This is a genomic window from Microcoleus sp. PH2017_08_TRC_O_A (genome assembly GCF_020738665.1).
In the GTDB taxonomy this organism is placed as follows: domain Bacteria; phylum Cyanobacteriota; class Cyanobacteriia; order Cyanobacteriales; family Microcoleaceae; genus Microcoleus.
This window is the reverse complement of the sequence record NZ_JAEQCE010000087.1, coordinates 1-22976: the sequence shown is the minus strand read 5'-3', so window position 1 is coordinate 22976 and position 22976 is coordinate 1. Positions and strand designations below refer to the sequence as shown.

The 22976-nt window shown below is 45.7% G+C and carries 23 protein-coding genes; 13 read left to right on the top strand and 10 right to left on the bottom strand.

Annotated elements, in window-relative coordinates:
- Positions 1–110: 110 nt before the first annotated feature.
- Entirely contained in the window at positions 111–899 is a 789-nt protein-coding gene (locus tag JGK22_RS25960) for an SDR family oxidoreductase (RefSeq protein ID WP_293207883.1), read from the bottom strand.
- A 97-nt stretch (positions 900–996) separates the two neighbouring features.
- On the opposite strand from JGK22_RS25960, the gene JGK22_RS25955 reads away from it, so the two are divergent.
- A complete protein-coding gene (locus JGK22_RS25955; protein WP_293314081.1) occupies positions 997–2337 on the top strand; it encodes a hypothetical protein in 1341 nt (446 codons plus the stop codon).
- A 6-nt stretch (positions 2338–2343) separates the two neighbouring features.
- Here JGK22_RS25955 and JGK22_RS25950 read toward each other — a convergent pair whose 3' ends face one another.
- From JGK22_RS25950 to cobQ, 3 genes are all read right to left on the bottom strand, one after another.
- Positions 2344–2619: a hypothetical protein gene (locus tag JGK22_RS25950; RefSeq protein ID WP_293185558.1), complete on the bottom strand. Its 276-nt coding sequence runs from the start codon at positions 2617–2619 to the stop codon at positions 2344–2346.
- A gap of 28 nt (positions 2620–2647) precedes the next feature.
- Positions 2648–2884, bottom strand: a complete 237-nt coding sequence (locus JGK22_RS25945; protein ID WP_293185560.1) for a 2Fe-2S iron-sulfur cluster binding domain-containing protein — start codon at positions 2882–2884, stop codon at positions 2648–2650.
- 285 nt (positions 2885–3169) lie between these two features.
- Entirely contained in the window at positions 3170–4636 is a 1467-nt protein-coding gene (gene cobQ, locus JGK22_RS25940) for a cobyric acid synthase CobQ (protein WP_293185562.1), read from the bottom strand.
- On the opposite strand from cobQ, the gene JGK22_RS25935 reads away from it, so the two are divergent.
- Entirely contained in the window at positions 4601–4831 is a 231-nt protein-coding gene (locus JGK22_RS25935; protein ID WP_293185564.1) for a hypothetical protein, read from the top strand. The genes cobQ and JGK22_RS25935 overlap by 36 nt on opposite strands.
- Before the next feature lie 191 nt (positions 4832–5022).
- On the opposite strand, the gene JGK22_RS25930 is transcribed toward JGK22_RS25935, so the two are convergent.
- Entirely contained in the window at positions 5023–6585 is a 1563-nt protein-coding gene (locus JGK22_RS25930; protein ID WP_293271269.1) for a Ycf66 family protein, read from the bottom strand.
- A gap of 399 nt (positions 6586–6984) precedes the next feature.
- Here JGK22_RS25930 and JGK22_RS25925 point away from each other — a divergent pair, with 399 nt between their 5' ends.
- Positions 6985–7167 carry a hypothetical protein gene (locus JGK22_RS25925; RefSeq protein WP_293193213.1) on the top strand — a complete coding sequence of 61 codons (183 nt, stop codon included), beginning with the start codon at positions 6985–6987 and terminating at the stop codon, positions 7165–7167.
- A gap of 633 nt (positions 7168–7800) precedes the next feature.
- Positions 7801–8238: a hypothetical protein gene (locus JGK22_RS25920; protein WP_293185569.1), complete on the top strand. Its 438-nt coding sequence runs from the start codon at positions 7801–7803 to the stop codon at positions 8236–8238.
- Between the two features lie 384 nt (positions 8239–8622).
- On the opposite strand, the gene JGK22_RS25915 is transcribed toward JGK22_RS25920, so the two are convergent.
- From JGK22_RS25915 to JGK22_RS25905, 3 genes are all read right to left on the bottom strand, one after another.
- Positions 8623–10167, bottom strand: a complete 1545-nt coding sequence (locus JGK22_RS25915) for a sulfite exporter TauE/SafE family protein (protein ID WP_293314079.1) — start codon at positions 10165–10167, stop codon at positions 8623–8625.
- Complete coding sequence (locus tag JGK22_RS25910; RefSeq protein ID WP_293231789.1) at positions 10157–11557, bottom strand: hypothetical protein; 1401 nt, start codon at positions 11555–11557, stop codon at positions 10157–10159. The genes JGK22_RS25915 and JGK22_RS25910 overlap by 11 nt, the downstream gene beginning before the upstream one ends.
- Before the next feature lie 192 nt (positions 11558–11749).
- The gene (locus JGK22_RS25905; RefSeq protein ID WP_293314078.1) at positions 11750–12964 is read right to left on the bottom strand and encodes a DUF4331 family protein; all 1215 of its coding nucleotides are present in this window, start codon (positions 12962–12964) and stop codon (positions 11750–11752) included.
- A gap of 384 nt (positions 12965–13348) precedes the next feature.
- Here JGK22_RS25905 and JGK22_RS25900 point away from each other — a divergent pair, with 384 nt between their 5' ends.
- The 4 genes from JGK22_RS25900 to JGK22_RS25885 all read left to right on the top strand — a co-directional run bounded on the left by JGK22_RS25900 (position 13349) and on the right by JGK22_RS25885 (position 16329).
- Positions 13349–13915, top strand: a complete 567-nt coding sequence (locus JGK22_RS25900; protein WP_293219696.1) for a sigma-70 family RNA polymerase sigma factor — start codon at positions 13349–13351, stop codon at positions 13913–13915.
- A 147-nt stretch (positions 13916–14062) separates the two neighbouring features.
- Complete coding sequence (locus JGK22_RS25895) at positions 14063–14644, top strand: cupin domain-containing protein (RefSeq protein WP_293185577.1); 582 nt, start codon at positions 14063–14065, stop codon at positions 14642–14644.
- A gap of 308 nt (positions 14645–14952) precedes the next feature.
- Positions 14953–15423, top strand: coding sequence for a hypothetical protein (locus JGK22_RS25890; RefSeq protein WP_293193216.1), 471 nt, complete (start codon positions 14953–14955; stop codon positions 15421–15423).
- 108 nt (positions 15424–15531) lie between these two features.
- Positions 15532–16329 carry a hypothetical protein gene (locus JGK22_RS25885; protein ID WP_293213099.1) on the top strand — a complete coding sequence of 266 codons (798 nt, stop codon included), beginning with the start codon at positions 15532–15534 and terminating at the stop codon, positions 16327–16329.
- Between the two features lie 171 nt (positions 16330–16500).
- Here JGK22_RS25885 and JGK22_RS25880 read toward each other — a convergent pair whose 3' ends face one another.
- Positions 16501–17043 carry an acireductone dioxygenase gene (locus tag JGK22_RS25880; protein ID WP_293185582.1) on the bottom strand — a complete coding sequence of 181 codons (543 nt, stop codon included), beginning with the start codon at positions 17041–17043 and terminating at the stop codon, positions 16501–16503.
- 238 nt (positions 17044–17281) lie between these two features.
- Positions 17282–18490: a NupC/NupG family nucleoside CNT transporter gene (locus JGK22_RS25875; protein WP_293193218.1), complete on the bottom strand. Its 1209-nt coding sequence runs from the start codon at positions 18488–18490 to the stop codon at positions 17282–17284.
- Between the two features lie 72 nt (positions 18491–18562).
- On the opposite strand from JGK22_RS25875, the gene der reads away from it, so the two are divergent.
- The 5 genes from der to JGK22_RS25850 all read left to right on the top strand — a co-directional run bounded on the left by der (position 18563) and on the right by JGK22_RS25850 (position 22759).
- Positions 18563–19924, top strand: coding sequence for a ribosome biogenesis GTPase Der (gene der / locus JGK22_RS25870; protein WP_293185585.1), 1362 nt, complete (start codon positions 18563–18565; stop codon positions 19922–19924).
- Positions 19925–20081: 157 nt separating this feature from the next.
- Positions 20082–21077, top strand: a complete 996-nt coding sequence (locus JGK22_RS25865) for an energy-coupling factor transporter transmembrane protein EcfT (protein ID WP_293207898.1) — start codon at positions 20082–20084, stop codon at positions 21075–21077.
- A 124-nt stretch (positions 21078–21201) separates the two neighbouring features.
- Positions 21202–21639 carry a holo-ACP synthase gene (gene acpS / locus JGK22_RS25860; RefSeq protein WP_293185589.1) on the top strand — a complete coding sequence of 146 codons (438 nt, stop codon included), beginning with the start codon at positions 21202–21204 and terminating at the stop codon, positions 21637–21639.
- A 42-nt stretch (positions 21640–21681) separates the two neighbouring features.
- A complete protein-coding gene (gene pipX / locus JGK22_RS25855) occupies positions 21682–21951 on the top strand; it encodes a transcriptional coactivator PipX (RefSeq protein ID WP_293185590.1) in 270 nt (89 codons plus the stop codon).
- Positions 21952–22093: 142 nt separating this feature from the next.
- A complete protein-coding gene (locus tag JGK22_RS25850; RefSeq protein ID WP_293185591.1) occupies positions 22094–22759 on the top strand; it encodes a YggS family pyridoxal phosphate-dependent enzyme in 666 nt (221 codons plus the stop codon).
- Positions 22760–22976: the final 217 nt, after the last annotated feature.

The following is a 22976-nucleotide window of genomic DNA, read 5'->3' as shown; positions in this document are numbered from 1 at the left end:
AAAACCCGGTTTCTGCCCACATCGTTGAGTTAAAAGAAACCGGGTTTTTTACGATATTTAAGGTGACAACGAATTATTTCGAGAAAAACCCGGTTTCTGGCCACCTTCAGTTATCCTGGCTTACGCTGAAATAGCTTGGCTATCGAGTTTACCAAAAGTTCTCGCGGCATAAATCGGGGCATATTTACGATGAGTGGATTGGGGAATCCGCCCGTCACGACGTTAGACTGATTTTTCTCTAAAGCTTTGAGTGCATCTCGCACTACTTCATCGGCGGGGACGAGTTTTTGCCCGCTGCTAGATGCTAGGGATGCCGGAAATTCTGCTGCTTTAAAAAAATCGGATTCTGTGGGGCCCGCACAAAGTGCTAAAACCCGAATTCCTAAATCTTTGTTTTCCGCCCAAAGTGCCTCGCTGAAACTCAAGACAAAAGCTTTAGTTGCTGCATAAATTGATAAATACGGCATCGGTTGAAAGGCTGCAATAGAAGCAACATTGATGATACTTCCCGATTTTCTATCCCGCATTCCCGATAAAAATAAGTGCGATAGTTCAACTAATGCTACAATATTCAGTTGCAGAATTCCTACTTGTTTTGCTAAAGGGCGATCGGCAAAAGCGCCATAATCCCCCAAACCCGCATTATTCACCAACAAATCAACCGTCCAACCTTTTTGAACAACCGCATCAAATACAGCAGTTGTGGCTCCTGGCGCAGTCAAATCTTGAACGATAATTTCGACCAAAATATTGAATTCCTGTTGCAGTTTAGCAGCTAGCTGCTGCAATTTGGCTTCGGAACGAGCTACCAAGATTAGATTGTGCTGGCGTTGGGCTAATTCGATGGCAAAGGCTGCGCCTATTCCGCCTGAAGCACCGGTGATTAAAGCAGTTGGCATGAACTTAATTTAGATTATTTGATTGGGGCTTTATATATTTTAACAATTATCTCGTCTAGCAGCCTGTAGAATAATTAAAAGGGAATAGGTGAGTTTTATGGGGCGTCTTACCGATCGAGCTTTTGACATTTTACGGGCCCAAGTTGACAAGTGCGCGGCTGATGATGCTCTGGCGGGTGGAGTTTACCGCAAGATGGTGATGAAGCGGCTGGAGAAATTGCGATCGCAAAACGGCACTTTCGCATCCAGAGAAGAAATCCGCGATACTTTCAAAGACGAATTTCCCAACTTCAGTGAAGAAGCTCTCAAAGCTGCTGTTAAAGCCAACCGCGCGCCCGGATTTTTTGATAAAATCATCTGGGTTGGCGGTTTGCTGGGTGGCGCAGCGGGGATAATTTGGCTGATTAACCTGCCTTTCCCGATGATTCGGTGGCCCGTGGCGAAAACTATGCCGATATTGCTGCTGCCGAGCTTTATCAGTATGGATTACAATTACCGACAGGCGATCGCCCTCGTGGAACAATCCGATCAACTGGTTAACAAAGCTACGGCTGCGGCAGATTTTGAATATGGCGACACGAAAGTAAAACAAGCTCAAAAACACCTCGATGCTTTGCCGGTGTGGTTCCTCGGCTACTATCCAAAAACTTATTGCTCTTTTTCCGGCTGCACTTGGCGCTTTTCAGTCGATGAATTTCAAGCAGCCCGCAAAAATATCGGGCGGATGGATGCTCAAATTTTTCAGCAAAAAAATGCTTTTACTGAGTTAAATCAAGTCGAACAAACTCTCGACGCCGCAAAACAGCAGTACCAGCAAGCGAAAACTGCCGCCGACAGGCAAAAAGCGACTGGAAATTGGCAAAGTGCGATCGACAAACTCAACCAAATCCCCGCCGAAACCCTCGCCGGAAAAACCGCTAAGCCAAAACTCCAAGCAGCAGAAAGAGATTTTCAAGCAATGGGAGGAATCGCCACCGGTTCGGTACACGCCGACAACTTAATTGAAGCAGCCAAAGAATTTGCTCTTTCCGCCGCCGTCGCCTCGCAAAAACCGCCGCATCCAGCCGCCCAGTGGGAACAAATAGCAGGATTGTGGGAAGAAGGAATTAACCGACTGAAAATGGTTCCTGTGGATAATCCGGGCTATCTCGACGCTCAAACCAAACTCGCTGAATACCAGAAAAATTTAGGAATTTCCCAGATTAGACTCCAAGCAGAAAGAGATTCTGAAAAAGCTTTGCAAGAAGCTAAAAGCTTGTTTGCCAACTTGCAAAATAATGTAAATTCTCCCAGTCAAAATCCCAGTAACTCCCTCGGACAATTGCAACAGATTATCAATCAATTAGAATCCGTCAAACCAGGGACAACTGTTTATCCCGAATCTCAAAAATGGCTGCAATCTGCTCGAAAAAAACAGCAAGAATGGCAAAAGAAATAAAGTGTATTAGTCACAAACCTCGATCGCAATACCGCCAAATTTCCCTTCCTCGGCCCAACACTTGACCCCTTCAATATAGCAAAGGTGGCTGGGATACTCTTCTTTAGTATCCGCTACAATCGCCTCAAAACCGCCATTGAAGTCGTTAAAAAATTGTACCTTGCGCCCTTGACTGTCACAGGCTTTGCTACAGCAAGTCGAACATACTAGACGGGGATATCGATCCCAATATGGCGATGGGATGGAACAGATGGGACAGGGCTTAAATTGTCGATCGCTCATAAAAAGATGCAATTAAAAAATATATCGATTACCAAGTCGGATCGACATACAGATTAATTGTAACTTGCTTTTTCCCCGAAGGTATGCCGGAAATACAAGCACAAATCGCCTCCCCGTCATCAATTTCTACTTCGCAAGCGTGACAAGAACCCATCATACAACCAGTAGGAATAGAAACCCCTGCACGTTTGGCTACATCTAGCAAAAGCTCTCCCGCTTCAGCTTCCACTGTCACATTATCTGGCAAAAAAACAATCTTTGTCATGCAATTTTTCCTTTTGATATAATACCATTTTTACCAAGTTTCGCTCCGAAAAAGTTTGAGGTTTATTGATACTAATTATCAAGCACAGGTGCGTCGCTGTGAGATTTTTGGTACTTAGTTAGGTTTTTTCATGGCGACGCACCCTACGACTTTTGATGGGAATTATCAAGCTTTTTTATGGATACGCACCCTACGACTTTCTGGTTAAAAAAAATGTCATTCAAATTATAACCTCCGCTCTAACAAACAACTGTCAACTGTCAACTGTCAATTGTCAACTGTCAACTAACCTAAAATATGCTTGATATCCAAATGCTTTTCCACTGTATCCGCTAGAGTTTCTAACAGAGTTTCTCGATGTTCTCGGTAATTCGGAATACCTGTGGGCAATGCGCGGAGTCCCCGCTGTTGGCGCAAGTAATTTAACCAAGCCCGCCGCCAAGCTCCGTTGTCAAAGATGCCGTGCAGGTACGTCCCCCAAACTGATTGAGAAGCGTTGACAATGCCTAAACTAGGATCGTCAAATAATGGTTGAGTCAAATCTGACTCGATCATTTGGGTTCTGCCTTGATGAATTTCGTAACCGGAAACGGGTAAACCCGGTTGAGGATAGTTAGATGTTACGATCCGCTGGCGGGCAATTTTGTTTGGTGCGATCGCAGTTTTCAAAGGCAATAACCCCAATCCTTTGAACTCTCCCTTTTCTCCCTCAAGGCCTTCTCTATCGCTGATACTTTCTCCCAGCATCTGAAAGCCACCACAAACTCCCATGACTGTACCGCCAGCTACTAAGTAATTTTTAATCGCTTCTGCCATGCCTGTTTGGCGCAGCACCTGCAAATCTGAAATTGTAGTTTTAGAGCCTGGTAAAATCACGGCGTCTGGATGGCCTAACGGGTCTTTGGGGCTGACATATTTGACTGTGACGGTAGTTTCCGACTCCAGGGGGTCAAAGTCGGTAAAATTGGAAATTCGGGGCAGGCGGATGACGGAAATATTCAAGTCGGTTTGAGAATTGGGAGAACGCCGATCAAGTAAATCGAGGGAATCTTCCGAGGGAAACACTTCATCTATCCAAGGAATTACCCCAACTACCGGGATTCCAGTCCTTTCTTCCAGCCAAGTCAAGCCCGGATCTAAGATCGATTTTTGGCCTCGGAACTTATTAATAATGAATCCTTTAATTAAAGCGCGTTCGTCAGGATCGAGCAATTCCAAAGTACCGATGATGTGAGCAAATGCGCCACCGCGATCGATATCAACTACTAGCAAAGTCCGAGCATTCAGATGTTTTGCTACCCGCATATTAGTTAAATCGCGGTGTTTGAGATTGATTTCTGCTGGACTTCCGGCTCCTTCGCACACAATCATGTCAAATTCTTGCTTGAGAAATTCTAAAGATTCCCGAATAGCTTGCCAGCCGATATCAAAATACTGTTCATAATATTGAGATGCTCGCACATTTGCGATCGCCCGGCCCTTGACAATCAATTGAGAAGTCATATCTCCTTGCGGCTTGAGCAAAATCGGATTCATTTCTACCCAAGGTGCGATGCCCGCAGCCCAAGCTTGCACTGCTTGAGCATAGCCAATCTCTCCGCCGGCGGCTGTGACATAGGAATTCAGTGCCATATTTTGACCTTTAAACGGAGTTACCCGCCAGCCTCGCCGAGAAAAGATTCGACACAATGCTGCAACCAGTAAAGATTTTCCTGCGTGAGATGTTGTTCCCACGACCATAATTGCTTTCATAATATTAAAGAAGGAAGAAGGAAGAAGGAAGAAGGAAGAAGGAAGAAGAAAGAAGGCAGAGGGAAGAAGGAAGAAGAAAGAAGGAAGAGGGAAGAGGGAAGAAGGAAGAGGGAAGAGGGAAGAAGAATATATAATAAAGAAGGAAGAAGGAAGAAGGAAGAATGTAGAAGAAAGAAGGCAGAAAGAAGAATGTAAAAATCATGATTTATGGGATTACAAAATTTGACCAAATAAATGGTTTTTTTATTGGCTCTAGGGGTGACAACGAATAGGTTTTGAAGGAAAACCACATTTGTCGCCACCCGCACCTAAGTCCTAAAAGGAAGACGGAAGAAGGTAGAAGACAGAATTAAAAAAATTCTGGTTTCTACCTTTTGCTTTTTGCCTCAAGATGACGGCCGATCTTCGCCGGATACATTCTCAGAATTGGATTCAGTGGCCCTTTTGGCAGGTGCGGCTAAATCGGGTTGTGATCCGTCAGAAGAGGGTTTTTCTTCTGTGGATTCGATCGAGATTGTTGATACTGAAACCGTTTCTACCTGAACGCTCAACCCTGCTTCTCCCGGTACTTCTATCTCTACAGGCGGTGCTGAAACGATTTCCACCACAGTCATTTCTAGAGATACAGCAAGGGTTTCTGCTTCCGTTACGCCTGCTGCTGCTTTGGGTTCACCAACCGCATCCGCAGGTGTTTCTTGAGCCAACGGATCTGTTTGGCTTTGTGCCGGCGATCCGTCGTCTAAAATCGAACTTTCCCCTATTTTGGCAGAATTCGCCGCGGTTTCTGTTGCTATCAACTCGGCCATTGCTTCAACATCGGTGGGAAACGGCACTGCTTGGCTGGTTTCCGCAGCAGTGTTGCTGGTTTCGGCTGCCACTTCGGCGGCAGCCTCGGCTAATTCTGATTCGAGAATCTGGTCGATATCCGATGCAGGAATTGTCGTTACCTTAGATTCAGGAGATTCAGGTGCGATCGACTCCTCTGCTACTTTCGGCGTTGTCACCGGAGTATTTGCATCAGGCTTGTTTTTAGCTGCACCCCGTCCCAACATACCGCCGAGACTATTTTTGAGATTGCCAAACAGACTTCCGAAACCGCCTGATTTTTTAGCTGTTTTGGCAGGAGTTGGGTTTGCCTTTGGGGCTGCGGTTGCTGTCGCCGTTGGGGCTGCCGAAGTAGCATCAGACTGGGACTCTTTAGCTCTCGCCCTCCACATCTGGTCAAAATCGTCAAAATCGTCATCATCTTCAGTCTGCTTTTTGGCTTCTGGCTGAGCCTCTGCTGGCTCTACCGTTGGTGTGGCCGCAATTTCTGAAAATTCTAGAGGTGGGGGCAAAGGAGTGAAGTTGCTGGCTAATTCTGCTGGGGCTGGTGAAGTCTCAGGAAGAGCGTTTTCAACCGAAAACACGGGTATTTGTGTAATTGCGGGTGCGCTCTTGTCGGGAGTTTTTAAGTCAGGGCCGATCGCACTTTCGGGAATAATCTCAGCGATTGGCCCAGTCGCCGGTTGTGCTTCTACCTTTACCTCGCCCTGATTCGCAGGTGCTGGAACAGCATCAGCTTTCGGTTTGGGCGATCGAACAAACTTCGGTTTTTTGGCTGCGGGTTCAGGTTTCTTACCAAACAAACCGGATAAAGGCCCGCCCATCGCCCCGGCCAAATTCGCCGCCTGAGGAATCGGCGTTTGCTGAGCCACCGGCGTCACCTGCCGGCGCAAAGTCAGAGTTTCCCACGCAAACCAGCCTAGCAGAGCCACACCCGCCATTTGACCAAGCAGGAGAGCACCCGTAATTCGCCCCGCACAAGTCCATAAAATTAACGCATAAAAAAGTCCTACCCCGCTCCAGGTAAAATCACTTTTCCGGTGAACCTCTGGAAAAAAGAAGGCCGCCATGTAAATACTAAAGCTGCCCAGACCGACCGCCAACGCCAGAATGTATGCAAGCATCTTGTCGGTACCTCCGCTGTGTCAAATAACTTCTACGCGCTAATTCTACCTTTGTGAGACACTCAACGGCTTCTTTCTCAAGGACAATTCCCGATTTGGAAGGAAGTTCGGCAAAGAATTTTGTACCGGATGTAACGGATTTAAAGGATTTAACGGTAGAAGTCAGAGGAAAGAAGCAAAAAGGAAGAAAGAAGAAGTCCCAGGAAATATTCCCTCTCACCCCCTCTCCCTCTCTCCCTCTCTCCCCTTCTCCCCCTCTCTCCCCTTCTCCCCTCTCCTCGATCGTGATATCTATCACTTAAGTATGTTGGTACGATCGCACCTGCCGTAGACGATGTTTTGTATGTTGTAGGTGTAAAAGAAGTTATGCCTTAGGGCATATGTATTGGAGACAATGCCATGTTTGAAAAACTGTTTTTAGCAGCGAGCTTAACCTTATTAGTTCAAATCTTTGCCGGAGTCGGCACTTCCGCGAAATTACCGGTAAATTTCGTATGGCGATCGAGCGATCGTCCGACACAAATCCAGAAACTGCCCCTGGTTACAGTACCTGCGAGCTTCAAGTCAAACGTCGAATCCTAACGATCCGTGCCAGATAATACGTGCAAGTGGGATTTATCGCAAGGCAGAGCCTGTCTAATGTTTTTTTTCAAGCTGTTATCTTTTCTATTTGACCAAGATTTTCACAGGTGGTACCCGCCACGTGATTTATCCGTGGAATCAATCCCAAATCGAAAATCGAAAATCCTCTCTTCCCCCGAATTTATCCGTGGGGTAAATCTAAAATCTAAAATCTAAAATCTAAAATCGATTGACTCTTCACAACTGATCGCTTTGTAGTAAGAACTTCAGTCCTCATTAAGACCGGTTAACAATAACGGAAGTGCTTGCTACAAACCCTAAATGAATAATGAGTAGCAACTCCGATATTAATTGCCATAAAATACTCAACAAATCTCAACATCAATTTGTGCAGTAAAAAGCTTCAAACCCAAAAAAATCTGTAATCCCGAGTAAAGCATCAAAATAGATCTACGATCGATCGCGCTTGGGTTAATTTTTTTTGCGATCGCACAACCAGAAAGCAATTGCACTATCTGTGTTGTACAGAGTTTTGCTTCCGGGACTATCAGATCTGAAGCGTATTGATATATAATCGCCAGATGAAGCTCAAAGCTGATAACCACATAGACTGTTAAATCAAGGAAAGTGAAAATGGGACTTAGCGATATTCTTTTGAATGAAAACAAGAGAGACACTATTGTTGATGACTGTGTAAAGTTGATAGACAAACAAGTTGCAGCAGCACCGGGATTGGGCGGCCTTGCTCTGAAAGCTGCCTACTCTACCGTTAAGGGGATACGGGCTGACTATTGCGCCCAAGTCGTCGATCAACTTTTGCCCGAAATCTCGATCGCACTCGATCCAATGTGGGCTGAAGCCGTAAACAATGGCAACCCAGTCGCATATCTGACTGAAAGAAAAGCTCAAGTAGCAGATCAATTGCTCCAAATCAGTGACAAAAAAGCCGAAAACAGCACCAGAGCAGTTGTCAAAGGCGCCTATGGCAAACTCCGCCCCTCCGCTAAGACTTACGTCGAAAACGGCATCCCAGATTTAGCCGAAATTATTAATAAACATACCGCGAGCTAATGTTGAATAGGTGGGGATTTCCCGCCAATTGAATACATCTACTCGTTACCAGCAATTCCTGGTAAAACAGCCGTAGGGTGCGTCGCTTGAGAAAAATCCATAAAAAAATATCGACAATCTCATAGCGACGCACCAAACAAACATGATCAGACAAAAACACTTATTTTGTAGCATTACTTTGAAAAACTGGTACAGCGGTTCTCAGAAAGATGAGGTACGTTGTTGGGCTTCAGCCCTCTTAGTTGATAGTTTAGTGGTTATATAAGCTGTCAATCATACCTCATGTTTTGAGAAAGGCTATATTACTTTATTAGATGCCTCAGTACAGAGATTTTCGATTCACAAAATCATCAAAACTGACGCACCATAGCATCTTAAATTGTATTATCCATTGCCAATTACCCATTGATTCGCAGCCAATATTTTCAGAATAGCCTCTCCGGTAATACCCAACCCCAAAAACATTACCAACACCGCGCTAATTGCGGGCATAAATTTGACTGCTGCAATCTGTTTGGGTAGTTTATTAAAATGTTGTTTGGCGTAAACTAAGATTAAGCCGATCGCACTCAGCACCACAGCCAATCCCAAACTAAAGGCTACCACCAGCGTCATCCCCAAACCAACATTGCCCAAAGCCGACGCGCTCAACAGCATCACCAATGCGGAAGGACAAGGCAACAATCCCCCGGAAATGCCCAACACTAACAAGCTTTTCCAAGTAATCGGAGAACCGTCCGATCCGGGTGGCAAATGTGAATGAAGACGGCCGTCTCCATGATGGTGGTAGTGCTGAGATATAGGTGGTTTGACAGGTTTAAATTCTCTTTCCCAAGTTCCCCTACTCAAAAGATTTACTGGTTCCTCAAGGTTCGTAGTAAGGACTTTAGTCCTTGGGTTTTTGCGGACTAAAGTCCTCACTACGAACCTGGTTTTTTCGATGAGGTGATTTAAGTCGATCTTGGTGCGGACTAAAGTCCTCACTACGAACCTGGTTTTGATTCTTTCTGAAAGTAATTTGATGCCGATGATTGCTACTAATAAGCCTGAGATTAAACTGAGCCAAGGATCGAGTTTTTCTGGCTCGATTAAGTTAGAAGCAAATAATGTAATTGCGCCGACAGAAAACACGCCAGCAGTGTGAGTAATTGTGGTTGTTGCTGCTAAAAATACAGCGTGTACTGGAGTAGCCCGCGAACCCACTAAATAAGCGCCGACTATTGTTTTCCCATGTCCGGGGGACATCGCGTGCACGCATCCCCAAGTAAATGCTCCGACTACTGCTAGCACCAAACTCCAACCTGACTCCCAGATTGATTCTTTTCCAGCTAACAAAAATTCTCGGTTTTGTGGCGTAAATACAATGCTTTTGACAGCACCAGCTTCGACAATTGTAGCTTGACAGCTAGCTGTCGGAACTCCGGGCAAAAACAAATTGTATTTAATCCGCAATTTGTTGTTTTTTGAAGTTACGTTAGATTCTGGCCAGGTGTAGTTTAAGATTAAGGTGCTATGGGTATTGGGCTGCTGGATTAAGCTGGCAGTTTTAGCTGCTATTTCTAGGGGTTTGACTGTAACCGATCCGGGAATTTTGCTACTGTTGGTGATGCTAATTTTTTGACCCAAAAACTTTTCTAGTTCTGTTTGATGATTTCTAACTTCTGCCAGTTGTAACTGTCCGTCTCCATTGTCGTCGGCGAATTTTGTTAAGCCTGTGGGAAAGGTTAATGTTATTTCGGTTTGTAAATCGTTTACGATGATTTCGGCTACTGATAAGTCTGACCAGTGCGAGTAAACTGGTTGGGTTGAGTTTGTACAAAATAGTAAGATTGTGAGCGAAAAAAGAATTAAATATTTTCGCGTTCTTTGCCAGTTTTTGTGCATGGTTAGTTCCGATTTTATGTGTTTGTGGCTAATTTCAAAATTCATAACTTCCCAAACCCAATGCTTGACGAGATCGACTATCAAAACTCGGATCGATTTCCTTTGCCTGTTGAAAATAAGCGCGAGATTCCGCATCTTTTCCTAAAGTCTTAGCGATCGCACCAGCCCGATAAAATATCCCTGCATCCCGAATTCCCGATCGCACAATGTCGGCCATCACCCGATCGGCTTTTTGCCATTCCCCAGCACTAGAAAGCGCCCAGGCGTAGATATCCAGCGTTACAGCATCCTTGCGAATTTTCACCTCATCCTGCATTAACAGCAGCGCTTCAGCGACATCCTGCGATCGCCCTTTTTCCAGCAACAAACTCGCCAAATCGCGCCGGTGCCCGAAACCGCCAGAAACCTGTTCCTGTCGCAGCCCAGCTTCTGCTTTGTCGCGCAATTTCGCCGAGGATCTCGCATCTCCCTGCAACTCCTTCACCCTCGCCATACCGCGATCCACCAGGCGATCGAACACCGTCGCAGCCCCGCCAGAATAGGCAGAAACCTTGCTGTAATTAGCCTCTGCTTCCCGATAATTTCCCTGGCGCGTCTCCAAATCCCCCAAATAAATCAGCGCTAGCGGGTATCGCGGAACCAACCGCAACGCTTCCAAAAATAGCGCTTTCGCCTGCACAAACTGCCCGCGACGGGCGTAAAATCGACCCAAGAGCGATCGAACTCGCGCCGATCCAGCAATCTCTCCCGGTTCCTCCGCAGCCATTGCTTGCCGGTAATCCTGCAAAACCTCCGCATCTCGCCCCTGCGACTCTCTCACTAATGCTCTTAATGTGAGAGAGCCTAAGTTAGGAATACGATTAACTAAGGCTTCTGCGGCTATACTTGCATCACTGATTTTTCCGGTGGCTAAGTGAGATGTGATGGAAAGGGCGATCGCATCTTCATTGTCAAAACCCACCTGTTTAGCAAAGCGCAAAGCAGTAGCAAAATCGTGTCTGGCCTCGGCAATTCGAGCTAAAACTAGCAGCGCGCCTTTGTTGTCAAAAGGCAAAAGGGCGATCGATCTTTCGGCCGCTTGTTCGGCCAATAAAAACCAACCACCCTCCCCAGTTACGCGAGCCATTTTCAAATAAGCACTCGCCAAAGCAGCCCGATTCAAACCGCTTTTTGAATCAACAGCCAATCGCTGCTGGTAAAAAGTAATTTCCTGCTGAATAGCTTCCTTTTGATTCGGATTATTCCTCAAAGTTGCTGAGAAATTATAGCGGTAATTAGCATCCAGATTTGCCGGACTTTTGTTAGCAAGTTTTTCTGAGACATCACGCAGATTAGGTAGCAAATTAACTGCGACAATGCCCACTATCGGCAGTCCGATGAGAAGCAACCACCAGAAAAGCTCAGATTTAGGTTTTTGTGATTTATTCGCTGTCATATTGTAGGGTGCGTCATTGTTCGATTTAGCACGAAAAACTACGATTTTATTTGATGACGCACCTGACGAATTGTGCGACTTGCGTCCAAATATCGGCTCGCGCTTGAGCCAAGGTACGTAGTTGCGCTTCAGCGCTCTTGATAAATATTAGGAAAGAGCGCTGAAGCGCAACTACATACCTATGACTATTAACTAATTCGGCAAAGCCAAATAAGGAAAATTCGGTTCTAACGGTTTGTGTCCCTGAGCCGGATTTCCAGGAGTTCCGTTATAAGAAACGTTATCGCCAACCGGAGAACCCACCAAAGCTCCCAAAGTAATATCAATAACATCGTCCAAAAGCAAACGACCTCCGATCAAACTTCCTTGAGAATTTGTCGCACTACCGTAGCCACTCGGCCTTGTAGTATCGATTCGCATAACATCCGGTAAGAAAGCTTTGGCGATCGCATTTGGATCGACATTATCCTTACCATCCAAAAGATCCACAGCATTCAGAGTAGCAACAGCTTCCTGTCGCACCGGAGCAGCAGCAGCGCTCAAATCCAATCTCGGAGAAATAGTATTAAATGCCTCCATCAACTGGGGAGTAAGTACCAAACCCTCATTAATTGCAGGTCTCGCCAAACGCTCGAATTGTTTGAAACCACCAACTCCATCCCTCACAGAAACAGTTGACCAAACATCAAATGTATTCGCCCCAGTTCCTGCTTGTAAAAATGCTTTTGGAACGCGCACCGTAATGGTATTGACGTTATAACCTTTAGCAAAGTCGAGGGCTTTACTCGGTTCCTTGAATCCAACTTTCGGCCCAGTTCCCAAAGCCCCAGCCCGGACTCGGAAATATTGTTCCACATCAAAGAAAAACGGATCTTCCCGCAAACCTGCAAATACAGTTAAGTTAGAACCACCCACAGGTACTGTATTCAAAACAGCATTAGAATTCAGCGGAGTTGTGGCAATTAAACCGCCATTAACAGTTGTCTTAGTAGTGGTCTGGGAGCCTCCGCGCACAACAGTGATCGCTACCGCTTGCATACCTTGATTGTTAGGCGGACTGAAGGCAAACCGCAAGATAATATCGGCGCGTCCGGTCGGTGTAGAATTTACATCACCTACCTGCGTGATGTGAAATTGGTAAAGGGCTGTGGTGCTGAAATAATATTGATAGCGGGCTACAGACCGAGGATTTGAATTCATTGTAAATACTAAATCCCCGTCCGCAGCGCCGGAGTTTTGATCTTTTTCGCGATAGACGTATAAGTCGGTTAAATTGACAGCACGACCTTTGATATCGACTTCGCCGTCGTCATGGTCGGAAGCGGCAATTATCCCGGGAGTTAATACAACAATTAAAGCTGCTTCAATCGCTAATATGATTCGGCGAATTTTCTTGGTGAGTTTCACAGTTAGCACCTATCTTTTACTGAGAGTTTTACAAAAATTAATGGCAAATAACCCACCTTCGCAGGTTTTACTTTTGTCGCAACAGGTTCAACTTGTTAACCTGTCGGGCTTTTGGGAGGTTGCTGAGCCTTCTCGTAATTGGTATACGAAGTTTTGGCTATTTTGGATCTCTGCTGCAAGATTAGGTATGAAAAACTATGCAGAAGTGATAAACTGCAATATAAATCGGATAGATTACAATTCAAAGCATCACAGAATTAACCCGCAAATGCATACTTATGATTGCATCCCCAATTGACTTACAAATATGTTCTATAGTGATATACGCCGAATATTTAATTTTGGATCTGTGCACTCAAAACAAAATTTTTCAGGTACACTGAGATGACAGGGGAAAAGTCAAGCGATGAATCGCTGCTGTTAGTGCAGATTGCCCAGAAAGACCAAGTAGCATTAGCTAAACTGTACGATCGCTACGGTCGTGCAAGTTTCGGTCTCGCTTACAAAATTCTGGGTTCGGTAGAAGAAGCTGAGGAAGTTGTGCTCGATGTTTTTTCCCAAATTTGGCAAAAAGCAGCAACTTACGATCCTAGTCGCTCTCGTGCGGATACTTGGTTGTTTATGCTTACCCGCAGTCGTTCCCTCGATCGCCTCCGAGTGTTGCAGCGAACAGTCCGCACGGCAGACGCTTGTCTGGAAGATGCTAAAATTCCGTCTTCGCGTATTGCAGAACCGATGGAAGATGCAATGATCGAAGAACGCAGCGCCCAAGTGATAGCAGCCCTAGAAAAACTGCCAGCAGAACAGCGAATTGCGATCGAACTAGCCTATTACGAAGGATTGACTTGTGTGGCAATCGCCTCTAAACTCGGTATCCCGACAGGTACTGTTAAAACTAGAATTCGGTTGGGAATTTCTAAGTTGCGCCAAACTTTGAGCGAAGAGTTTTAGATTGTCAAAAAAAACAAAATTTAAATTGTTTAATATCAATCTAAACCTATGGCATCTCCAATCTTCCATCTTTAGTGCAATGGCAAAAACAAATCTAAAATCTAAAATCTAAAATCTAAAATTGATAATGCCGGAGAACAGATGGAAATGATGCCAGACGAGGAGTTTAATATGCTTGCAGCGCTTCAAGCTCTCGATACCATGGATGAGTCAGAACGCAGCGCACTTGCCGAGAAATTGCAAGCATCCCCAGAACTTCAAAGTGAATTAGCGGCCTTTGAAACAGCAATTTCTGCGATCGCCTATACAGCCCCTGCCGTTCCTGTCGCGCCCGATCTCAAAAACCGTTTGTTCCAGCGCCTAGCGGAATTGCCAATGGTTACGCCACCAGCCGAGAACAATCCGCCATCTTTAATTGTGCGATCGCAGAATGTCAAATGGAGACCTTACTCAGTTCCGGGAATCTCGATCGGCAAGCTTTATCTTGACAAAAAAAAGCGCGAAATTACTTGTTTGATGAGGCTGGAACCGGGAGTAACTTTTCCCCTGCACCGACACGCGGATTCGGAGGAAGTATTTGTATTAGAAGGAGACTTAACTGTAGAAGGGGAAGTTTGCTATCAAGGCGATTATATTCGATCGGTTCCCGGTTCCATTCATTCACCAGTTACAGAAGGGGGATGTTTGCTGTTAATCAAATCTTCTACAAATAACGAAAGGCTCGTTTGAATCCATACCTAAATCTATTCTGGGACGGGCATCTTAATAGGAAAAATTGGATTAATATCAAATCCGATTTGATCATCCTGCATTCATCTCTATCTTATCTCTCTGTGCTCTCTGCGATCTCTGCGGTTAAATAATTCCGATACAACCGGAAACGATATAAAGCCGGAACTCCAGGACAAATTAAAAGAAGACGATTAATTAGTCCAATCCTCGGACTTCCTGGTAGAGGTCACTGTCAACTAAGAGGGCGGGCACTCTTGGCACCGCCCCTACAAACTGTCAACTGTCAACTATCAAAGGATAATGCCATGCTAAATTACTGGCGTTTAACTGCTGTGATATCCGCCGTTATTGTACAATTTGTCGCGGTCAAAAGTGCGATCGCCCAAGAACGCGAAGGCTGTTTTCTGGTAAACTCAGCGGGAGAAGTAATTAACTTAAACCAGTTGTGCGCGCCCCAAGAATCGGGAATAAAGCTAACAGGAGACGACGGGAAATTTATCGAAGACTACAAACGCTTAGCAAAAAGCTATTCTCCAGACGCCACAAACGCTTTACTGCAAGGAATTCAAAGTAGCCCCAGTCAAAAAATTGCTGCCGCTAAAAGGATCTGTGTCCAAGCGAAAGCGGGACTTTCTCTGCCGGAAGTTAAATTAAGGGCGATCGGACAAGCTGGTAGTATCGAAAATCCCACGGCTAAAGAAAGTTTTCTTGCCGATGCCGATATTATCACAACTCTTGCAGGCAATCATTATTGTCCAGAATTAGCCAGCAAGTAAGATTGTAAAATATTTAGAGACGCGGCAATCCCGCGTCTCTATTTGCAGTTAAAATATGATTAATATTCCTCTTGTCGCGCCACGACTCAGGAAATTACCCCGCATGAGATGAAACATTTAAAATCAAGTTCCGCTGATTTGCGGGATTTATTCAAAGACAGTATCACCGTTAAATACCTGGCGGAACCGCTAAAATCTGTGCCGGCGGGCGAAGATGCTGCTAAATTGCGATCGTGGATGGAGGCGCGCGATTTTGATGTGCTCGGGATCGAGGAAAACGGTACGGTTTGCGGCTATATAGAACGATCGCACTTAATGACAGGTAAGTGTAGCGACTACCAGCAAATCTTCCATCCGTCACAGTTAATCGCCGCCTCGACTCCATTGATGGAATTGTTACCGCTGTTGCGAGAAAAACCGAGATTGTTTGTCTTGGAAAGCAACCGCATCAACGGGATTGTCACCTGCGGCGATTTGCAAAAAGCGCCGGTACGGATGCTGCTGTTTGGATTGGTGACGCTGCTGGAAATGAATTTATTGCGGATTGTGCGGATCTATTTTCCCCAAGATTCGTGGCAGAAGTTGCTGAAGGGCGATCGCATTGTAGCAGCAAAACACATGTGGGAATTGGGGCGATCGCGAAATGAGGCCATAGACTTGATCGATTACCTGCAATTCTGCGACAAGCGAGATTTAATCCTGACGAATGCCGAAATAGTCGATCGGCTGGGGCTCAAATCCAAACGTTACGGGGAGCGTTTTTTAAAGTCAGCAGAAGCATTGAGAAACAAATTAGCACACGCCCAAGACTTAATCAACGGTTCTTCGTGGCCGGAAGTAATTCTTCTCGCCCAGGAAATAGAAGCACTTTTGCAGCGGTGTGAAGAAATTGAAATTTCTCTATGAAAGAGCGCTGAAGCGCAACAACAAAGGTACGTAGTTGCGCTTCAGCGCTCTTTGCTTATATCTATGAAAAAGCGCTGAAGCGCAACAACAAAGGTACGTAGTTGCGCTTCAGCGCTCTTTGCTTATATCTATGAAAAAGCGCTGAAGCGCAACAACATACAAAGGTTCGATCTAGTTGGTAATTTTCAACTTCCTATTAGTATACTGAGGAACCCACCCTTGAGCAGTGGTGTAATACTGCACAGCTTTCAAGTACAGCAACGGAGTAAGATAAAACCAATGTTCTGTATTAGGAGGCACTTTAATATATTCTTCAGCTTGCAACATTAATTGTACCTGAGAGCCGTTAGGATAGACAAACCCAAAAACACATTCCCCAGCTAAAACATGCAGAACTTCGGCATCTGCGTGAGTGTGAGTGCGATCGCTTTGAGTCATCAGCGGGTAAATCTGTGGCGAACCCGGATGCAGCACTTTTAAGTCGCACCACTGACAGCCGCTGGCGCGCTTGAAGTATTCAAACTCGGTTTTAAATGCTGCGAGAATGTGCTGTTTTTCTGTGACATTGAGAATGTCTTGCAGTAGAATTTTTTTAACCGCAGGATTTTCCTGATTTGGCAGGCGATCGAGCTCAATATTTAAAACAGCCAGTTGGCTGGCGATCGCCTCGATATCGGTATATGTCCTACCGTTTTCTAGTTGCAGAACAGCCATATTACATCACCTATTAATTTCGCTTAGAAGAGAATTTAGTTGCCAGTTTCTATATACTGTTGTTACAGACTAAATTCCTGCTTGTTTTCCATAATAGCCGATCGCTAAAGTTAGATGTTTTTCGTTATATTTTATTAAACATTTACCATACTTTAATTGTCAAATTTTAACTTTTATTTAATAACCTTGAGAGTAGAGAGTTGGGTGCTTGTGGCGCACCTTACAAAACTCAAAACTTTTAAACGAGCATTCCCGCAATACAAGCAGTCATGAAACAAGCCACAGAACCAGCAATCATCGCCCTCACGCCCAACCGAGCCAAATCGCCTTTGCGGGATGGCGCCATCCCACCAATCCCCCCAATTTGAATCCCGATGGAACCAATATTAGAAAAGCCGCACAAAGCATAAGTCGCAATAATTACCGATCGTTCCGAAATCGCCTGTTGCTTCACCAATTCCATCAAATCCAAATAAGCAATAAACTCATTTAAAATCGTCTTCTTCCCCAAAATTACTCCTATTTTTCCACAATCCGCCCAAGGCACGCCCATCAGCCAAGCCACGGGAGCCATCAAATAAGAAAAAATCCATTCCAGCGACAACTGAGGCAAACTAATCAGCCCGCCAAACCAACCCAAAAGTGCATTAAAAAATGCTAACAAACCCAAAAAAGCTATCAGCATTGCCGCCACATTTGCGGCTAACTTCAAACCGTCGCTAGCACCAGAAGCCGCCGCATCCACGGCATTAGCATAAACCTGTTCCACCTTAATTTCTACCTCGCCAGCAGTCAGGGACTTTTCAGTTTCTGGGTACAGCAATTTAGAAATTGCCAAAGCAGCAGGTGCTGACATCACTGAGGCAGCAATTAAATGTTGAGGAGACACGCCAAAAGAAATATAAGCCGCCATAACTCCACCGGCAATTGTCGCAAAACCCCCCGTCATCACAGCGTGCAGTTCCGAGAGAGTCATCGTCGCTACATAGGGTTTAATTAATAGTGGCGCTTCTGTTTGTCCGACAAAAATATTGGCAGCACAGGAAAGAGTTTCTGCACCGGAAGTTTTCATGGTTTTAATCATGCACCAAGCAACTGCCTGCACCACCCGCTGCAAAATCCCGTAGTGATAAAGTAGGGTGATAAACGAAGAGAAAAAGATAATAGTGGGCAGCACTTTAAAAGCGATATAGTGGTCGGTAAATTTATCACCAAATACAAACTTTGCCCCAGCATCAGAAAAATTCAGAAATTGAGTGACTAAATCTCCCAAAAATTTAAATGCCGCCAAACCCGGAGCAGTTTTGAGAATCAAAATTGCAAAAATTAGCTGCAAAGCAATTCCCCACAGTACGGGCGGCCACTTAACAGCCCGTCGATCGACTGAAAAGGCGTAGCACAAACCGACAAAAACCCCTAACCCCAACACAGAAATAAGTCTTTCCATTTCAGTCACATTCCCTTATACTTAAAGATTAAAGCTCAAAATTACGGCGCAGCCTAAATTGCTGCTACTTTTATGCCTCTACCTATAGTTGCTATTATTGGACGCCCCAATGTAGGCAAATCGACGATCGTCAACCGTTTAGCCAACAGCCAAGACGCGATCGTCCACGACGAACCGGGAATTACGCGCGATCGCACGTACAGACCAGCATACTGGGGCGATCGCGAATATCAAGTCGTAGACACCGGCGGGCTAGTATTCGATGACGAGACCGAATTTCTGCCATTAATCCGCGAACAAGCAATGGCGGCGCTTGCAGAAGCCAGTGCGGCCATTTTTGTAGTAGACGGAAAAACCGGACTCACCGGCGGCGACGAATCCATCGCCTCTTGGCTGCGAGTGCAAAAAGTCCCCGTCATTCTCGCCGTCAACAAGTGCGAATCGGAAAATACCGGACTCACCCAAGCAGCAGACTTTTGGACATTGGGACTGGGAGAACCTTACCCCATTTCCGGGATTCACGGTAACGGTACCGGTGAATTGCTAGACCAATTAATGACTTACCTTCCCACAGAAGTAGAGCCAGAAGTAGATGAAATCAAAGTAGCAATTATCGGTCGTCCCAACGTCGGCAAATCGAGTTTGCTAAACGCATTTCTCGGAGAAAACCGCGCCATCGTCAGCCCAATTTCTGGCACAACCCGCGACGCAATTGACACCATAGTAGAACGCAACGGTCAAACCTACCGCCTGATCGACACAGCCGGAATTCGTAAAAAGAAAAACGTCGAATACGGCGCCGAATTTTTCGGAATCAACCGCGCTTTCAAAGCCATCCGCCGGGCAGATGTCATACTGCTAGTAATAGATGCAATTGACGGCGTTACCGACCAAGATCAAAAATTAGCCGATCGCATCAGCCAAGAAGGTCGAGCCTGCATCATCGTCATCAACAAATGGGATGCCATAGAAAAGGACAACGACACCATCTACGAGTACGAAAAAACAGCAAGAACTAAACTGTATTTCCTCGACTGGGCAGAAATGATCTTTGTCAGCGCCATGAGCGGACAGCGAGTTGAAAAAGTGATTGAATTAGTAGACAAAGCCTCCGACGAACACAAGCGTCGCGTTGCTACCGCCGTCATCAACGAAGTCATAGAAGAAGCCACAACCTGGCACTCAGCACCAGTTACCCGCCAAGGAAAACAAGGCAAAATCTATTACGGTACCCAAGTGCGATCGCAACCACCGACAATCGCGCTATTCGTCAACGATCCCAAACGATTCACCGAAAACTACCGCCGCTACATGGAAAGCCAATTCCGCAAACACCTCGGCTTTACAGGTACACCAATGCGGCTGCTGTGGAGAGGCAAAAAAGTTCGCGCCAGCGAAGTCAGCACCACAAACAGAGCACTGCGCGTGAAGTAATTCCAGACTTGAGATTAAAGAAAAAACGCAGTTTAATCATATAAGCAAATTGCGTTTTTTTCTTTTCTCTTCCTTCCTTCTCTTCCTTCGCGTCCTTAGCGTCTTCGCGGTTCAATAAATTGATATTCTTAAAAATCTAAAATCTAAAATCTACAACATGGATTTACTGCGATCGCTTCCTATTGGACTTTATCTAGAACAACCCGTAACTTGGCTGCACCGGTTAGACTCCCGCGTCAAACTAGCCTGGTTGATGACATTTCTAATTGCGCCCATACTCGCCAATCCAGTTTGGCGGTTGATGCTAGTAGTAATGTTAATCGTACTGACACTAAGCGCAGCCATTCCCTTCCGTGTCTGGAAACAGCAAATGGGACTGCTGCTGCTATTCTGCCTTTTAGTATTTTGCCTCAGCGCGATCGCCCCCGACGCACTTCCCTCAGAACATCAGCCCCGCATCCCCGCCGACGAATTAACCTTTTCCCAACAACCCGCAACCCTTCCACCCGCTCAGAATCCCAAACCCTGGTACAAACCTTTTAACTTAGGCTCAAACTCTCCAACCCAAAATCCTCAAGTTCAAACCCAAAATAAACTCCCCCAACCCACAAACTACAGTTACGTTTTATTCAAACAAGGCCCCGTTAAAATCACCCGCAAATCCTTAGATTTAGCTATCAACGTCAGCACCCTATTTTTCACAGTAATTTATAGCACCAACCTCTACCTCCTCACCACAGCCAGCGAAGAAATTACCGCAGCAATCGAAAACTTAATGCAGCCGTTGCGCCTCTTGCGCTGGCCTGTCACCGAAATTGCCCTAACATTAACGTTATCTTTGCGCTTCATTCCCCTAGTATTGGAAGAAATACAAAATTTAGTGCGATCGGTCAGCACTAGAGCGATAAACTGGAAAAAACTTGGATTTCGCCGCGCCGCTCAAGTTTGGTTGATGATCGCCGAGAGGCTGTTAGAAAACTTGCTGTTGCGAGCCGAACAAATAGCTAGCGCGATGAAAGTTCGCGGCTTCACCAGTCCCGATCGACACCGCGTAGAATGGCATCAGTTGCACTTCAAAATCCGAGACTGGATCGCCCTCGGCTGCTTGCTCGCCCTCTGGAGTGCCCGCTTGGCTTGGGGTTGGGACAGTTGAGAATTGGGAATTGGGAATTGGGAATTGGGAATTGGGAATTGGGAATTGGGAATTGGGAATTGGGAATCAATGATTCCACAGTGCTGCTAAAGTAATGGATGCAAATATTTAGAGATCCAAGACCTTGAACATCTATCTTGGGACAGATATAGTATATGTTCCGCGCATTCAAGCTGTATTAGACCGGTTTGGCGATCGCTTCCTGGAAAAAGTTTACACCCCGGCCGAACAAAGAGACTGCGGACAACTAAATTCTCAAGACAGCAGCATTAAAGGTAAAATGAACCGAGTTTCCTGCAACCAACTAGCGGGGCGATGGGCAGCAAAGGAAGCTGTTGTCAAAGCTCTAGGCACGGGATGGCGGGGAATACGGTATGCTGATGTCGAAATTCAGCGCTCCGAAAACGGTGCTCCTAACGTGCAACTGCACGGAACCGCCGCAGCACAAGCCTCTGTTTGGGGAAATTGTCAGTGGCAGTTGAGCCTCAGTCACGATGGAGACTATAGCATGGCTACCGCGATCGCCCTTTGCACCCCGCGATCGAGCGAAACTCAAATCTAAAATCTAAATCTTTAATCTAATATCGATCGATTGTGAGAGTGAATGACTACCGAAACCTACCTGAATCATCCAAACTTTGGCCTCCTCTTCAGGGTATCCCAGGTTGAAGACAGCCAAGAATTATTTACCACCCTATACGCCCAGCGCCTATTTTTCTTAGTAACCAACGGCCCTGGCGGCCTCAGATTCGATCCTATCAGTCGCTCCGACGCTCGCCTCATGGTCGAAATTCGCCTGCGAACCCTCCGTCGCAGCGGTCAATATCAGGAGTACGACCAATTGCAGGTCATTCACCAGCGCACCTTTCAATAGCCAAAATCGGTAATTGGTAATCGGTAATTGGTAATCGGTAATCGGTAATCGGTAATTGGTAATTGGTAATTGGTAATTGGTAACTTGGTAATTGATATCTGTCTTAATTGTCCTGCCCTACTGTCAAGAGCGTTGAGTACCCATGACCATTGCCTCTCGAATTAACAGCATTCGCCAACACTTGCCAGAATCAGTGCGGTTAATTGCCGTTACCAAACAGGTACCGACTGATGCTATCCGCCAAGCCTACGACGCGGGCATCCGAGATTTTGGCGAGAGCAAGGTTCAAGAGACTGCCGAAAAACAAAGCCAACTGCAAGATTTGCCGGATATCAACTGGCACTTGATCGGCCACTTGCAAGCCAACAAAGCAGCAAAGGCCCTAGAGCATTTCCAGTGGATTCACTCTATCGACAACTTAAAACTGGCTCAGAGGCTTTCGCGCATAGCTGGCGAAATGTCCTGCTCCCCGCAAGTCTGCCTGCAAGTGAAAATATTGCCAGATCCCGACAAATACGGGTGGAGCGTCCCCGAACTGCTTGCCGACCTCTGTGAACTCAATAAATGTCAGCATATCAAAATTCAAGGTTTGATGACAATACCTCCGGTGGGATTAGATGACTCGCAAATCCTAGAATTGTTTAACAGCACCCGCGAACTTGCTGACAAAATCCAGCAGCAAAATTTGCCAAACATTCAAATGCAGCAGCTCTCCATGGGGATGTCGGGAGATTATCATTTGGCAATTCAAGCAGGTGCTACTATGGTACGGCTAGGACAAACCTTATTTGGCTCTAGGAGGGGATAAATTGTTCAAATCTTCTGATAAGCACAACTTAGGTTAAATATAGAGGTTAACTTACAGGGCGAAATAGTTACCTAAACTTAATCAAAGCTTACTGGAAAAGATAAGTCTAGAATTGATATATAGCGGTTCTCAGAAAGATGAGGTACGTTGTTGGGCTTGGGCCCTCTTGGTTTCAGTGGTTATATAACCTGTCAGTCATACCTCACCTTTTTGAGAA